We start from the raw sequence: 13,962 nt of genomic DNA on the forward strand, positions 1-13,962 counted from the left end.
GGTTCAGCTCGCCGTCGAGGATATACAGCCGCCGCGGGCCCACCGGGTCGCCGATCGGCGCATAGGCCGCGTCCAGGCGGTCGCCGGCGAAGGCTTCCCAGATCAAGGGCGTCACCACCGTCTCGGTCGGCCCGTAGCCGTTGACGATGCGCTGGGGCTTGAGCACCCGCTGCAGGCGTTCGTAGGTGTCGCGGGTAAAGGCTTCGCCGCCCAGGGTCCAGGAGCGGACCTTTAGCTGCGCCAGGATGGAGGGTTCGAACTCCAACCAATCCAACAGCTGCAGCATATAACTGGGCGGAAAACAGGCGATGGTCACGCCCTCTTTCGCCAGCACCGCGCAGGTCTGTTCGGCGCTCCACAGCGCCTGGTCGCGGATCACCAGGCGGCTGCCAAAGGCCAGCGGCACCGCCCAGCGCTCCAGGGCGCCGTCGAAGCTGATCGAGGCGAAATGCAGCTCCACGTCGTCCGCCGTCATGCCGTAGCGCTGGCCGATGGTCTGCACGTGCATGCTCAAGCCGGCGTGGTCGATCGCCACGCCCTTGGGCGTGCCGGTGGAGCCGGAGGTGTAGATCAGGTACGCCAGGTGCAGCGGCTGCAGGTCAACTTCCGGGGCGCTCGCCGGGTAAGCGGACAGCTCCAGCGCCTCCAGGCACAGCACCTCGACCGCCACCGGCAGCGCCAGGCGTGGCAGCAGCTCGGCGCTGCTGAGCAGCCAGCGCAGGCCCGAGTCCTCGACCATAAAGGCCAGGCGTTCCCGGGGGTAGTCCGGGTCCAGCGGCACAAAGGCGCCGCCGGCCTTGAGGATGGCCAGCAGGCCGACGATCATGGCATTGCCGCGTTCCAGGCACAGCCCGACCCGGGCATCCGGGCCGACGCCGCGGCTGACCAGCAGCTGGGCCAGGCGGTTGGCCTGCTCGTCCAGGTCGGCGTAGCTCAGGCGCTGGTCGCCGTGCACCAGGGCGATGGCCTGCGGGCGCTGGCGCGCCTGGGCGGCGATCAGCGCCGGCAACAGCACCGCGCCCTCGTAGGATTGCCGCGGCCGGTTCCAGGCCTCGAGCTGGGCCTGGTCGGCCGGGCCGATCAACTGGAGTTGTCCCAGAGGGCAGTCCGGCTGCGCCACAAAGGCCTGCAACAGCTGCACAAAACCGCCGATCAGGCGTTCGATGCTGGCTTCGCTGAACAGGTCGGCGGCGTAGGCGAAATTGATTTGCAGGCGATTGTCCGTGTCGCGCACCGCGTCCAGCGCCAGTTCGAAGGGAATGGTCGACGACGGCAGTTCTTCCAGCTGGGTGACCAGGCCCGGCAACCAGTCGGCGGGCAGCGGGTGCTGGCGGCGGTAGTTGAAGGCCACCTGGAACAAGGGGTTCTGCCCCAGGCTGCGGGCCGGAGCCAGGTCTTCCACCAGCTGTTCGAACGGCAATGCCTGGTGGGCCTGGCCGTCGCGCACGCCGGCACCGACCCGGGCCAGCCAGTCGCGGACCGACTCCTGGGGTCGTGGACGTCCGCCCAGCACCAGGGTGTTGACGAAAAAGCCCACCAGTCGTTCATGGCCGCGGGCGCGGTTGGCCACCGGTACGCCGATGCGCACTTCCGGCTGGCCGGACAGGCGTGCCAGCTGCAATTGCAGTGCCGCCAGCAAGACGCCGAAGATGGTCACGCCACAGCTTTTGGCCAGGGCCTTGAGTCCGCCCACCAGCTCCGCATCGAGCGGTAGCAAACGGTAGGCGGCGCGCTGAGCGGCCTGGCCCTCGCGGGCGAAATCGGCCGGCAGCGCCAGCGGCGGCAGCGGTTCGCTGAGTTGGCTGCGCCAGTAGGCCAGCTGTTTTGCGCCCTCGTCGCCGGCCAACCAGTCGCGCTGCTGCAGGGCGTACTCGGGGTAGGTCAGCGGCAAGGCGGTCATAAAGGGCGCGCGCCCCTGCTGGGCGGCGCGGTAGAACTCGGCCATCTCCTCCAGCAGCACCCGCACCGACCAGGCATCGGACACGATATGGTGCATGGCCACCACCAGCCCATGGCGGTTTTCCCCCAACCGGTACAAGCCGATCCGCAGCACCGGCCCGCGGGTCAGGTCATAGGGCCGCGCCACGAAGGCCCGCGCCGCTTCGCGCAGCGCCTCGTCCCCCGCCGGAAAGTCCAGCCGCTCCAGCGCCAACGGCATGGGCGGCAGCACAGCCTGCAGCGGCTGGCCTTCGCGCTCGACAAACACCGTGCGCAGGGCCGGGTGACGCGCCAGCACCTGATCGAGGGCGGCTTGCAGCACGTCCTCGTGCAATGGGCCGTCGAACCGCAACAGGCCGCCGATGTTGTAGGCCCGACTGTCAGCCTCCAGACGGCTGAAAAACCACAGGCGCTGCTGAGCGGAGGACAAGGGCGTCCACACCAGCCCGGTGCCGGACAGGTCCGCAGGGGAAGGAACGGCGATTGGGGCGTTCATCGATAACCTCGAACAAAACAGTCGGCTAGGCGCCCAACGGCGCGTATGCGGCCTCGTCGCGCAGCAGGCGCGAGGCATGAAATTCGATCAGTTGCAGCAATTCGCTTTCCTGGGCGCGCAGGTAGAAGTGATCGCCCTCCAGCCAGTGCAGGCTGAAGGCGGCACGGGTCTCCCGGCGCCAGGTGCGCAGGTCTTCTTCGCTCAGCTGGTCCTGGCGGCCGCCCAGCACATGCACCGCGCAGGGCAGCGGCGCGCGGCGGCGGTAGTGATAACGCTCGGCCAGGGCAAAATCACCGCGCAACACCGGCAGGCATTCGCCGCGAAACAGCGGGTCGGCCAGCAGCTCGCGGGGCAAACGGGCAAAACCGTCCAGGGCCGCCAGCAGTTCGGCCTCGCTGCCATTGGCCAGGCGCGGCGCCAGGGCGCGACGTGACGGCGCCCGCGAGGCCGAGGCGAACAAGGCCAGGGGCGCCGGGTGACCGGTGGCGATCAGCCGATGGGCCAGCTCGAAACCGAGCAAGGCGCCCAGGCTATGCCCCCAAATCAGGTACGGCCCCGCATGCTCGCGTTGCCAGGCCCGCTGCAGGTCGGCCAACACCGCCTCGAAATCCTCCAGCAACGCCTCGCCCGCCCGAGCACCACGGCCCGGCAGCTCCAGCGGGCAGATCTCCAGCCAACGCGGCAGGCGCCGCCGCCAGCGGGCATAGGGCATGGCGCTGGCGCCGGCATGGGCCAGGCAGAACAGTTGCATCAGGCGCCGACGGCTTCGCGCAGGCTGAGCGGCCGCATGTCGGTCCAGACCTCGCTGATATGCGCCAGGCAACTGGCCTTGTCGCCGGCGACACCGGTGTCCTTCCAGCCCAGCGGCACCGGCTTGTAGTCCGGCCACAGGGAGTACTGCAGCTCGGCGTTGACCAGGACCAGGAAACGGGTATCAGGGCTGTCGAAACTCATAAAGAACTCCTTGGAAAGTTGAATCGCTCGGGGACACCGACTCCAGTCGGTTACCTTAAACAAAGTACGAATAATTTATATTTCAGTCGTGGCGGCAGACGTGACGAGGTCACCCGCGCCGGGTTGTTCCAGCGCCGTCAACTGTCCACGTGGGCCTTACACGCCTTCGGCGTGCCGCTGGCGTGCCGGGCCGCCGATCTCGCGCAGGGCATCGGCACTGGCGCGCTGGCGCAGCTCACCGGTCAGCTCGATCAGTTGGCCACCGTCCATTTTCAGCAGACGGTCGGCCTGGTCGAAGTAATGGTCGTCATGGGTGATCGCCACCACGGTCTTGCCGGCCGCCTTCAATTGCGGCAACAACTCGCGGTAGAACAGCTGACGGAACAGCGGGTCCTGGTCGGCTGCCCACTCGTCCAGCACCAGGATGTCGCGCTCTTCCAGCAGCGCCAGCAGCAGCGCCAGGCGCTTGCGCTGGCCCTGGGAGAAGCGGGTGTCGAGCAACCGTCCGCCAGCGAAACGGGCCTTGTGCCCCATATGCAGCCGGGCCAGCCAGGCAGCGATGCCGCCCTCCTCCACTTCACGGCCCTGGGGGCCGAGCAGGCGGGCGAACAGGTGAAAATCGGTGAAGACACTGGCGAACAGCTGGCGATAAGCCGGCCACTCTTCGGCGCCCAGGGTCTGCTCGCCGACGACGATCTGGCCGGCATCCGGGCGATACAGGCCGGTGAGCAAACGCGCCAGGGTGGACTTGCCGCTGCCATTGCCGCCGACCACGAACACCAGTTCGCCACGGCGCAGGGTCAGGTCCAGTGGCCCGACGTCGAACCCGGTCTCGCCGGCATCCGCGGCTGGGTAGCGGTATTGCACGCCCTGCAGTTGCAGGGTTTGCCAGTCCGCGCCGAGGGTCGGCGGGCTGCTGAAGTCGGCACGGAACGGCACCAGCTCGAGGCCTTCGAGTTTTTCCAGGGCCACCCGTGCCGCCATCAGGCTGGGCACCGCGGCCACCGCGGCGACCATCGGCGTGCGCAGGAACAACACGGTCAGGGCGAAGGTGGCGGCGACCGCCGCGCTGGCCCAGCCCATGCCATTGGCCAGGTAGAAGACCAGGCCGATGGTGCCCAGCACCATGATATTGGCCCAGTTACCCGCCAGGCCGTTGAAGATGTCGGCGCGGGTCACGTGGTCGCGGTAGGCCCGAGCATTGCTGTCGAATTCTTCCTCGTAGAGGTGACGGGCACGGTCGCGGTTCAGCGCCAGTTCCTTGCGCCCGTCGATCACCCCCTGGTAGTCCTGATAGAGGCGATCCTCGGCCTCGCGCAGCAGGCGGATATGCCGATTGACCCGGCCCATCAGCAACCAGCCGACCGCCAGGGTCAGGCTCAACCAGGCCAGGGTCATGCCGAACAGGGCGGGCGACAGCCAGGCCAGGTAAGCGAAGGCCGCCAGGCTGAGGATCAGGCCGTAGACCAGCTCCGGCAGGTAGACGAAGGCGATGGTGATATTGCGGATATCGCTCGACAGGCTGGCCAGGATGCGCGCCCCGCCGAGCTGCTCCAGGCGCTCGATATCGGTGTCCAGCACCCGCTTGACCAGGGAACGGCGCAGGCGGTAAACGAAGCGATGGCCGAGCACGTGCAGGGAGATCTGCGCCGAACCGGCACAGAGCAACAGCGCCAGCAGCAGGCCACCGAACTGCGCCAGGGCCAGGCCCAGTTCGGCGCTGCCGGCGATCAGCCGCAGGTTGACGAAGGCGATCACGCCGACGCTCAGCAATGCGCTGCACAGGCTCAGCAGCATTACGCCCAGCAGCGGGCCACGATGGTCTTGGAACAACAGGCGAAGCAACTTCATGGTCGGACTTCCAGTCGAGCCGGACGAAAGGCCGGCATTTACCCCTTGGCGCTTGGCGCAGCCGATCGATTGACCGCTGGCGAACCCGCAGGCCCGCTATATTAATGATAATAGTTCTCAATACAAGCTTTTATACACCTGGCTGCACGGCTGCTTGCCCAGCGGTCACTGCGCGCAATCAGCCAAGGGCAACCCGCCGCAGTTTATTTTTTTCGCATCTAACCGCGCTCCGACTTGGACACAGACGTTCTTAAAGCCGGCATGAACTCAATCGCCACGGGATATATCTGCTGATTACCAGGCCCATGGCCAAAAACGTCTACCCCTCAGCCGCGGGTCTGGAAATTGCGCAGAGCACCAAGGAGCTTCGTCATGTTCGAGTCCCTGCTAAATCTACCCAGCGATCCATTTCTGGAGTTCGATCGCATGCAGCGCGAGCTGCAGCAAGCCTTCGCCAATGTCGGGCGTCCCGGCAGCATCCGCGCCGTGGCCAGCGGCACCTTTCCGGCCATCAATCTCGGCAGCACACCCGAGGCGATCGAGGTCTATGCCTTCGCCCCCGGGATCGACCCGGCCTCTCTGGAGGTGCACCTGGACCGCGGACTGTTGTCGATCAGCGGCGAGCGCAGCAGTGCCCGTCCAGATACCGGGGGCGAACGCCTCTCGGTGTATGCCAACGAGCGCTTTACCGGACGCTTCAAGCGCACGGTGAGCCTGACCGAGGACGCGGACCCGAACCAGGTGGAGGCCCATTACCAGGACGGCGTGCTGCATATCCGCGTGGCCCGTCAGCAGGCCATGCAACCCAAACGCATCAGCATTCAGTGACCCAACCCAAGCAAAGAGGACAGCACCATGAGCGACAAATCCAGCAACCAAGACAGCCGCAGTGGACAAAGCGGGCAAGGCAGCCAGGCCGGACAAGGCGTGCCAGGCGGCAGCCAGAGCGGTCAAGGCGGTCAGCGCGACTCCGGCGGTCAAGGCTCCCAGGGCGGTCAAGGCGGTCAAGGCGGCAGCCAGAGCGGTCAAGGCTCCCAGGGCGGTCAAGGCTCCCAGGGCGGTCAGCGCGACCCTGGCGGTCAAGGTACCCAGGGCGGTCAAGGCAGCAGTCAGATGGGTCAATCCGGCCAAGGCTCCCAGGGCGGTAGCCAGGGCGGTCAAGGCGGTCAGCGCGACCCCGACGGCCAAGGTACCCAGGGCGGCCAAGGCAGCGGTCAGTCGGGTCAAACCGGCTCAGGCTCCCAAGGAGGCGGCCAAGGCGGCCAGGGTCGCCAGTGATCCGCACGGATCAGGGAGAGCAGCATCATGAGCGAAAAATCCGGCAATGCAGACAACCTCGGTACGTCAGGCAGTCAAGCGCAGCACCAGGGTACACCGAGCGGTACAGGCAGCCCTGAGCTGCAGGGCGCTGATCAAAGCAGCGGCGGCCAGCAGGAGCAGGGTCGAGCAGGCCTGCAAGGCGGCCAAGGTATGCAGAGCGGCCAACGCGAGCAAGGCCTACGCAGCGACCAACAGGGGCAACACCGCCACGCGATGAACCGCACCGAGCGACGGACGCGAGAAAACAGCCTCAGCCTGATGCCGTGGGTCGACGTGTTCGAGAACGAAGACAGTATCTTGCTGTTGGCCGATCTGCCGGGCGTCTCGAAAGAGAAGCTGGAATTGCGGATCGAGAACGACCTGCTGCAGATCGAGGGTGAAATCAGTACCGAGACGCCCGAGCAGATCGAAGCGATCTATGCCGAAGTACGGGCGCCGCGCTACAGCCGGACCTTCAGCCTGAGTTCCGAGCTGGACACCGGCAATATAGACGCCCAGTTGCACCACGGCGTATTGCAGTTGCGCATTCCCAAACACGCCCATGCCCAACCGCGGCGCATCGAAATCAAAGTGGTTTGAACGAGCGACGACCGGGCCCTTGGAGGGGGCCCGACCTTCGCAGCCCGCCCTGGCACGGCGACCGCCTGATAAGGAGGTTTTATGAACTCACTGCGCGATTTGAAACAGGGCCTGGAGGGCACCCTGCGGACGGTTGGCGAGGGCTGGCGACACCTGCGCGAGCAGGCCAGCGGCGCCTTGACCCGCTTCACTCCGGCCGGGCGGCCGGGCGCCGACAAAGGGGTCGCCGAGGGCGGGCCCAAGGCCGACAGCCCGCCCCAGAAAACCACTTCGTTGAGCGAATGGCAGTTCCCCTCGGCCGGCTGGGCCCTGCTGGCCGGGGACCTCTACGAGGACGACAGCAAACTGGTAGTGCGCCTGGAGATCCCCGGGCTGGACAAGGACCAGCTGGACCTGGAGGTGCGCGATGACAACCTGATCGTGCGCGGCGAAAAACGCCTCGATGAACAGGCCAGCGACGGCCACTATCGGATACGCCAATGCGCCTACGGCAGCTTCCACCGCAGCATCGCCCTGCCCCGGGCGGTGAAGGCCGACCAGGCCAAGGCCGAATACCGCAACGGCGTGCTGCGCATCGAATTGCCGAAAAGCGAACGGCACCAGGGTCGACGGATCGAGGTCAAGGGCGAATGAAGGATGTGTTTTGGGGGGCGCCTAACCCGAACGCGATCCGCGTGGGTGATGCGGCGCGGTAACCCCGTCGTGGCCTGGTCGGTTAACGCACTGGCGCCACTCACCCACCCTACGAAAAGCGATTCGATAGCGCTCAGGTAGGGCGGGTGCGCAGTTGCGCTGCGGTTCCCGGCGCTTGCCCATCGAGCCGCAAGACTGCACCTACGATTGCGGTGGATAAGGCAAGGTTAGCCACCCTACCGCTCGCCGAAGGCCGTACGCCACCACCTGGCCAACGGGGGCGGGCGATGGCTGGACAGCGCGCCGCGACCACCCTGGATCGCGGTGCCGAGTTTGTACTGCCGCGGCTCAGCCCTGGCTGCGTGGCCAGACCAGGCTGAACTGGGCGCCGCCCAGGCTTTCGCTGCGGCTGATCTGCGCGCGGCCGCCGTGCCAGTGGATGATCCGCCGCACGATCGACAACCCCAGGCCGTGGCCGCCCGAGGCGCGGGTGCGGCTGTCGTCCAGGCGCAGGAAGGGGGTGAAGATGCGCTCCCACTGCTCCTGCGGCACGCCCGGACCGTCGTCCTCGACATCCACCCGGCAGCGCTCCTGGCCGATCTGAAAACTCAGGCGAACCCGTGACTCGGCATGGCGCATGGCATTGGTCAGCAGGTTCTGCAAGGCGCGGTGCAGGTAACGGGGCTCGCCCTCGACCCAGGCACCGACCCCCTCGCGGGCATGGAACGGCGCACGCTCGACCACCACCGCCGGGCGCAGCGGCGCCAGCTCGGCCATCACCTGATCGAGCAAGGCCGCCAGGTCGACGGCCTGGAAACTCAGCGGCGGCGCACCCTGCTCCAGGCGCGCGTAGGTGAGCATCTCGTCCACCAGTTTGTCGAGGTCCTGGATATCGTTGTCCATCCCTTCCAGGTACTTGTGCCGCGCCTCGGGCGTGGAGGCGGTGCCGATCATTTCCAGGCCGAAACGCAGTCGCGCCACCGGGGTGCGCAGCTCGTGGGACACCGCCCGCACCATCTCGCGCTGAATCGCCAGCGAGCGCTGCAGGGTTTCCGCCATGCCATTGAACGCCGCCGCCAGGCGCCCCACCGAATCGGCGCCGCCGGCCGGCACCCGGGTCTCCAGGCTGCCCCGGGCGATGCGCGTGGCGGCGCCCTCCAGGCCCCGCAACCGTCGCTCCAGCTGGCGCACCAGCAGGTAGACGGTCAGGGCGATCAGGCTCAGGCCGAGCATGGCGATCAGCACCAGCAGTTGCGGCGGGTAATCGTTCATCGGGTACAGCGGACCGAGCTCGAGCACCCAGGGGGTGTTGCTGATACCGGTGAATACATGGATGGAGTCGCCGCCCCTGCCCAACGCCATCACGGTGTCGCTTTCGCTGATGCGCCGCTGCTGATCGGCGTCGAGGTTGGCCTGGGCCAGGGTCACCAGATGCAGGTCGAAGCCAAACTGCTTGCTCTCCTTCAAGGCGGCCAGACGCTGGGGCTGCTCGTCCACCGGATAACGCACCAGTTCGTCGATCAGCAGGTAGACGGTGGCCCGCGCCAGCTGTTCGCTGACCTGCTGGACCTCGGCGACCAGCACCGTCTGCTCGGCCACGCTGACCCGGCTAAACACCTTGGCCGAATGCGAGCCGGTCTTGATCACCAGCACCTGGCCACGCTCCAGGCGCGCACGCTCGCCGCCGTCCAGCTCGTCGTCGGCCAACTGGCGCACCGCCAGCGGCACGCCCAGCAAGCGGTTCCACAGCGCCAGGGTCCGGCGTCGCTCCAGCGCGGTCATCGGCTGCAGGTTGTCGCCCATCAGGCGAAAGGTGCCGCTGGCCAGGCGCTCGCGGTAGTCGTCGGCCCGCACCTGGTTGGCCAGGTGCAGCGCGCCGGCACCGAGCAGCGCCACCAGCACCAGCACCCCCAGCATGCCGCCGTAGATGCGCAGGAAGATCGAGTTCAACGCCGCCAGTCCGTGCTGAGCAAGCCATAACACTCCAGGCTGAGAAACCCCCCAGCCTTGAATTCACAGTCGCGCCGGGTGCCCTCGTGGACGAAACCGAGTTTTTCCAGCACCCGCGCGCTGGCCCGGTTGTCCGGCTCGACCACCGCCTCAACCCGGTGCACCGCCATGCGAGTGAAGGCATGGACGATGACCGGCACCAGGCACTCGGCGATGATGCCCTGACCCCAGTGGTCCGGCAGCAGCCAATAGCCCAGTTCGACGCGCCGGTGGGCCCGCTCCCAGTCGTTGAAGCCGCAGGCGCCCAGCAGGCTGTGCGGCGCCTCGGGGCGGCAGATGCCCCACCAGAGCCCTTCCTGCTGTTCGTGCAGTTCGCGGAACCAGTCCATCTGCAGCTGCGTGGCTTCCAGGGAGTCACAGGACACCCCGTAGTGCGCGATCACCCGCGGATCGGAGAGCGCCAGGTAGACGACCTCGATATCCGCCTGCTGGATTTCCCGCAAGCGGAAACGCGCCGTTTCAAAGATGGGAAACATCGGCCTGGCGCCTCACTTTAGCCCCTCCGCTGCTTCCCGGACGAACAGATAGCCCTTGCTGCGCACCGTCTTGATCAGCCGCGGATGCACTGGGTCGTCGCCTATCTTGGGGCGGATGCGCGAGATGCGCACATCGATGGAGCGGTCCTGGCCGTCGTACTCGATGCCGCGCAGGGCGGTGAAAATCTCTTCCCGGGACAGAATCCGCCCGGCGTTGGCGGCCAGTAGCCACAGCAGATCGAATTCGGCGCTGGTCAGCTCGATGCTCTGCTCGCGCAGCCAGGCCTCGCGCATGGCGCTGTCGACCACCAGGGCGCCGAATTCCAGGCGCCGCTGCGCCGGCGCGGCACTCGACTCCGGCCCCTCGCTGCGCCGCAACAGGGCCCGGATACGGGCCAGCAGCACACGGGGACGCACCGGCTTGCAGACATAGTCGTCGGCGCCCATCTCCAGGCCCAGGACCTGGTCCATGTCGTCCGTGCGCGCGGTCAGCATCAGGATCGGCCCGTCGTAGGCGCCGCGGACCTTGCGGCAAATGGCCAGACCGTCTTCGCCCGGCAACATCAGGTCGAGCACCACCAGCGCCGGCTGCTCCTTGATGATGCGCGCCGCAGCGCGGGCGCCATCGGCCTCGATCGCCACGCGCAGGCCGTTGCCCTCGAGGTAATCCCGAGTCAGCTCGGCCAGGCGCAGGTCGTCCTCGACGATCAGGATGTGCCAGGCTTCGTGTTCCACTTCTGTCCCCTTAAAACCATCGCGGCGACTGCGTAATGGATGCGCATTGTAGCAACGGCCGGGCTTCTGCACAGCGCATGCCAACGCCGGTTACAAAACACAAGATGTAGTGTTGTCTTGCGAAGTTCTCAGCATCTTTGTACGACCCTGTCAAAGGGCAAAAACTCACGACGAATGGTCCATCCGAGCGAAGCCCAGCAGCCACGCGGGCTGGCCAAAGTTACTCAGGGTTAACCCACAGGGTTATCCACAGGCAGCCTGCCCAGCTCGCCTTGCATTGACCCGGTCGTCGCACTATCTTGTGCCCCCAGATCAAAAAACATCTACATGTTGGGTTTTTGCCCAAGCGTTCAAGAAAATCGAAAGCATAGGCCAAGCCCGTCCGGCAAGCCGTTTTCGGTTTTCCCAGTGCAATTTTTCACTTGACGGATCGCCCATGCGGCCCGTCCCAACCTCAGGCCCGCTGTGGCGTCCCGAGGGTAGATTCTGGTGCGACACACCCCGGTGTGCGCCCACTAGGTATTGTGGTAGGGCCCTAGGGCCATGAACCCGTTTTTTACCTGTTTTTACACCCGGAATCACTTGAGTCGTAGCCTTTCCCGATGTCACCCGAGCCCCTCCCGGCAGCGCCCACAGGCGAGCCCGCGGCATCTCGAACGGAACGGCGACGCCCCCAGGTGTCCAACAAAATATAGAGACCACGGAGAGCTTCATGCAGACCGACACCACCCGCGAGAACCCGCAGGCCCAGGCACGGCAGGACCAGGATTCGACCCAGGACCTGGCCGCCACCGCACCGGGCCAGCTGCGCGTGATCAAACGGAACGGCACCGTGGTGCCTTACACCGATGACAAGATCACCGTAGCCATCACCAAGGCGTTCCTCGCAGTGGAAGGCGGCACCGCTGCCGCTTCGTCGCGTATCCATGACACCGTCGCGCGCCTGACCGAACAGGTCAGCGCCACCTTCAAGCGGCGTATGCCGTCCGGTGGCACCATTCATATCGAAGAGATCCAGGACCAGGTCGAACTGGCCCTGATGCGCGCCGGCGAGCAGAAAGTCGCCCGCGATTACGTGATCTACCGCGACTCGCGGGCCAAGGAACGCGCCACCCGTGGCAGCAACGAGCCGGCCCAGCCGCACCCGAGCATCCGCGTGACCCACACCGACGGCAGCCTGGCGCCGCTGGACCTGGGCCGCCTGAACACCATCGTCAACGAAGCCTGTGAAGGCCTGGCCGAAGTCGACGGCGCGCTGATCCAGAAAGAAACCCTGAAGAACCTCTACGACGGCGTGGCCCAGAGCGACGTCAACACCGCCCTGGTGATGACCGCCCGCACCCTGGTCGAGCGCGAGCCGAACTACTCCTACGTCACCGCCCGCCTGTTGATGGACACTCTGCGCGCCGAAGGCCTGGGTTTCCTCGGTGTCGCCACCAGCGCCACCCACCACGAGATGGCCGACCTCTACGCCAAGGCCCTGCCGGCCTATATCGCCAAGGGCATCGAGTTCGAGCTGCTGAACCCGGAGCTGGCCAGCTTCGACCTGGAAAAACTCGGCCGCGCGATCAACCACGAGCGCGACCAGCAGTTCACCTACCTGGGCCTGCAGACCCTCTACGACCGTTACTTTATCCACAAGGACGGTATCCGCTTCGAGCTGCCCCAGGTGTTCTTTATGCGCGTGGCCATGGGCCTGGCGATCGAAGAGAAAAACCGCGAAGCGCGCGCCATCGAGTTCTACAACCTGTTGTCGTCCTTCGACTACATGGCCTCGACGCCGACCCTGTTCAACGCCGGCACCCTGCGTCCGCAGTTGTCGAGCTGCTACCTGACCACGGTGCCGGACGACCTGTCGGGCATCTACAACGCCATTCACGACAACGCCATGCTGTCCAAATTCGCCGGCGGCCTGGGCAACGACTGGACCCCGGTGCGCGCCCTGGGTGCCTATATCAAGGGCACCAACGGCAAGTCCCAGGGCGTGGTGCCGTTCCTCAAGGTGGTCAACGACACCGCCGTGGCGGTCAACCAGGGCGGCAAGCGCAAGGGCGCGGTCTGCGCCTACCTGGAAACCTGGCACCTGGACGTCGAGGAATTCCTCGACCAGCGCAAGAACACCGGCGACGACCGCCGCCGCACCCACCACAAGAAAACCGCGAAGCACGCGCCATCGAGTTCTACAACCTGCTGTCGAGCTTTGATTTCATGAGCTCGACTCCCACCCTGTTCAACTCCGGCACCCTGCGCTCGCAGCTGTCCTCGTGCTATCTGACCACCGTGTCGGACGACCTCGAAGGCATCTACGACGCTATTAAAGACAACGCGCTGCTGGCCAAGTTTGCCGGCGGCCTGGGTAACGACTGGACCCCGGTGCGTGCGCTCGGTTCGCGCATCAAAGGCACCAACGGCAAGTCGCAGGGCGTCGTCCCCTTCCTGAAAGTGGTCAACGACACGGCCGTGGCCGTGAACCAGGGCGGCAAGCGCAAGGGCGCGGTCTGCGCCTACCTGGAAACGTGGCACATGGACATCGAGGAATTCCTCGACCTGCGCAAGAACACGGGCGACGATCGCCGCCGCACCCACGACATGAACACGGCCAACTGGATTCCGGACATGTTCATGAAGCGCGTGATGGAAAAGGGCGAATGGACGCTGTTCTCGCCATCCGAAGCGCCGGACCTGCACGATAAAGTCGGCAAGGCCTTCGAAGCGGCCTACCTCGGCTACGAAGCCAAGGCTGCCGCTGGCGACATGCGCGTGTTCAAGAAAATCCAGGCGCTGGACCTGTGGCGCAAGATGCTGTCGATGCTGTTCGAAACGGGCCACCCATGGATCACGTTCAAGGATCCATGCAACATCCGTTCGCCGCAGCAGCACGTCGGCGTCGTCCACAGCTCGAACCTGTGCACCGAGATCACCCTCAACACCAGCAGCGATGAAATCGTCGTCTGCAACCTGGGTTCGATC

The 13,962-nt window shown here is 66.1% G+C and carries 12 protein-coding genes and 1 pseudogene; 6 read left to right on the forward strand and 7 right to left on the reverse strand.

The features are described from left to right. The 4 genes from ABWY06_RS24240 to ABWY06_RS24255 all read right to left on the reverse strand — a co-directional run. The coding region (locus ABWY06_RS24240; RefSeq protein ID WP_353928147.1) for a condensation domain-containing protein at window positions 1-2,434 on the reverse strand (2,434 nt) is incomplete at its 3' end. 25 nt (window positions 2,435-2,459) lie between these two features. Next, window positions 2,460-3,185: a thioesterase II family protein gene (locus tag ABWY06_RS24245; protein WP_353928148.1), complete on the reverse strand. Its 726-nt coding sequence runs from the start codon at window positions 3,183-3,185 to the stop codon at window positions 2,460-2,462. Next, entirely contained in the window at window positions 3,185-3,388 is a 204-nt protein-coding gene (locus ABWY06_RS24250; RefSeq protein ID WP_353928149.1) for an MbtH family protein, read from the reverse strand. Before ABWY06_RS24250 ends, ABWY06_RS24245 begins: the two co-directional genes overlap by 1 nt. Before the next feature lie 156 nt (window positions 3,389-3,544). Further along, window positions 3,545-5,239 (reverse strand): multidrug ABC transporter permease/ATP-binding protein, encoded by a 1,695-nt coding sequence (locus tag ABWY06_RS24255; protein ID WP_353928150.1) that lies wholly within the window; start codon window positions 5,237-5,239, stop codon window positions 3,545-3,547. Window positions 5,240-5,611: 372 nt separating this feature from the next. On the opposite strand from ABWY06_RS24255, the gene ABWY06_RS24260 reads away from it, so the two are divergent. From ABWY06_RS24260 to ABWY06_RS24275, 4 genes are all read left to right on the forward strand, one after another. Next, a complete protein-coding gene (locus ABWY06_RS24260) occupies window positions 5,612-6,067 on the forward strand; it encodes an Hsp20/alpha crystallin family protein (RefSeq protein WP_353928151.1) in 456 nt (151 codons plus the stop codon). A 27-nt stretch (window positions 6,068-6,094) separates the two neighbouring features. After that, window positions 6,095-6,517: a hypothetical protein gene (locus ABWY06_RS24265; protein WP_353928152.1), complete on the forward strand. Its 423-nt coding sequence runs from the start codon at window positions 6,095-6,097 to the stop codon at window positions 6,515-6,517. Window positions 6,518-6,544: 27 nt separating this feature from the next. Then, the gene (locus tag ABWY06_RS24270; protein WP_353928153.1) at window positions 6,545-7,138 is read left to right on the forward strand and encodes an Hsp20/alpha crystallin family protein; all 594 of its coding nucleotides are present in this window, start codon (window positions 6,545-6,547) and stop codon (window positions 7,136-7,138) included. Between the two features lie 81 nt (window positions 7,139-7,219). Beyond that, window positions 7,220-7,771: an Hsp20/alpha crystallin family protein gene (locus ABWY06_RS24275; protein WP_353928154.1), complete on the forward strand. Its 552-nt coding sequence runs from the start codon at window positions 7,220-7,222 to the stop codon at window positions 7,769-7,771. Window positions 7,772-8,119: 348 nt separating this feature from the next. On the opposite strand, the gene ABWY06_RS24280 is transcribed toward ABWY06_RS24275, so the two are convergent. Genes ABWY06_RS24280 through ABWY06_RS24290 form a run of 3 tightly spaced genes read right to left on the reverse strand, consistent with a single transcriptional unit; the run spans window position 8,120 to window position 10,992 of the window. Next, window positions 8,120-9,721, reverse strand: coding sequence for an ATP-binding protein (locus ABWY06_RS24280; RefSeq protein WP_353928155.1), 1,602 nt, complete (start codon window positions 9,719-9,721; stop codon window positions 8,120-8,122). Then, window positions 9,718-10,257, reverse strand: a complete 540-nt coding sequence (locus tag ABWY06_RS24285; protein ID WP_353928156.1) for a GNAT family N-acetyltransferase — start codon at window positions 10,255-10,257, stop codon at window positions 9,718-9,720. The genes ABWY06_RS24280 and ABWY06_RS24285 overlap by 4 nt, the downstream gene beginning before the upstream one ends. Before the next feature lie 12 nt (window positions 10,258-10,269). Beyond that, window positions 10,270-10,992 (reverse strand): winged helix-turn-helix domain-containing protein, encoded by a 723-nt coding sequence (locus ABWY06_RS24290; protein ID WP_353928157.1) that lies wholly within the window; start codon window positions 10,990-10,992, stop codon window positions 10,270-10,272. A gap of 712 nt (window positions 10,993-11,704) precedes the next feature. On the opposite strand from ABWY06_RS24290, the pseudogene ABWY06_RS24295 reads away from it, so the two are divergent. After that, window positions 11,705-13,165 (forward strand): annotated as a pseudogene (locus ABWY06_RS24295) (ribonucleotide reductase barrel domain-containing protein); the annotation flags it as partial. 35 nt (window positions 13,166-13,200) lie between these two features. Beyond that, the coding region (locus tag ABWY06_RS24300) for a ribonucleotide reductase barrel domain-containing protein (RefSeq protein ID WP_502948246.1) at window positions 13,201-13,962 on the forward strand (762 nt) is incomplete at its 3' end.

This window comes from Pseudomonas sp. (assembly GCF_040514055.1).
Taxonomy (GTDB): domain Bacteria; phylum Pseudomonadota; class Gammaproteobacteria; order Pseudomonadales; family Pseudomonadaceae; genus Aquipseudomonas.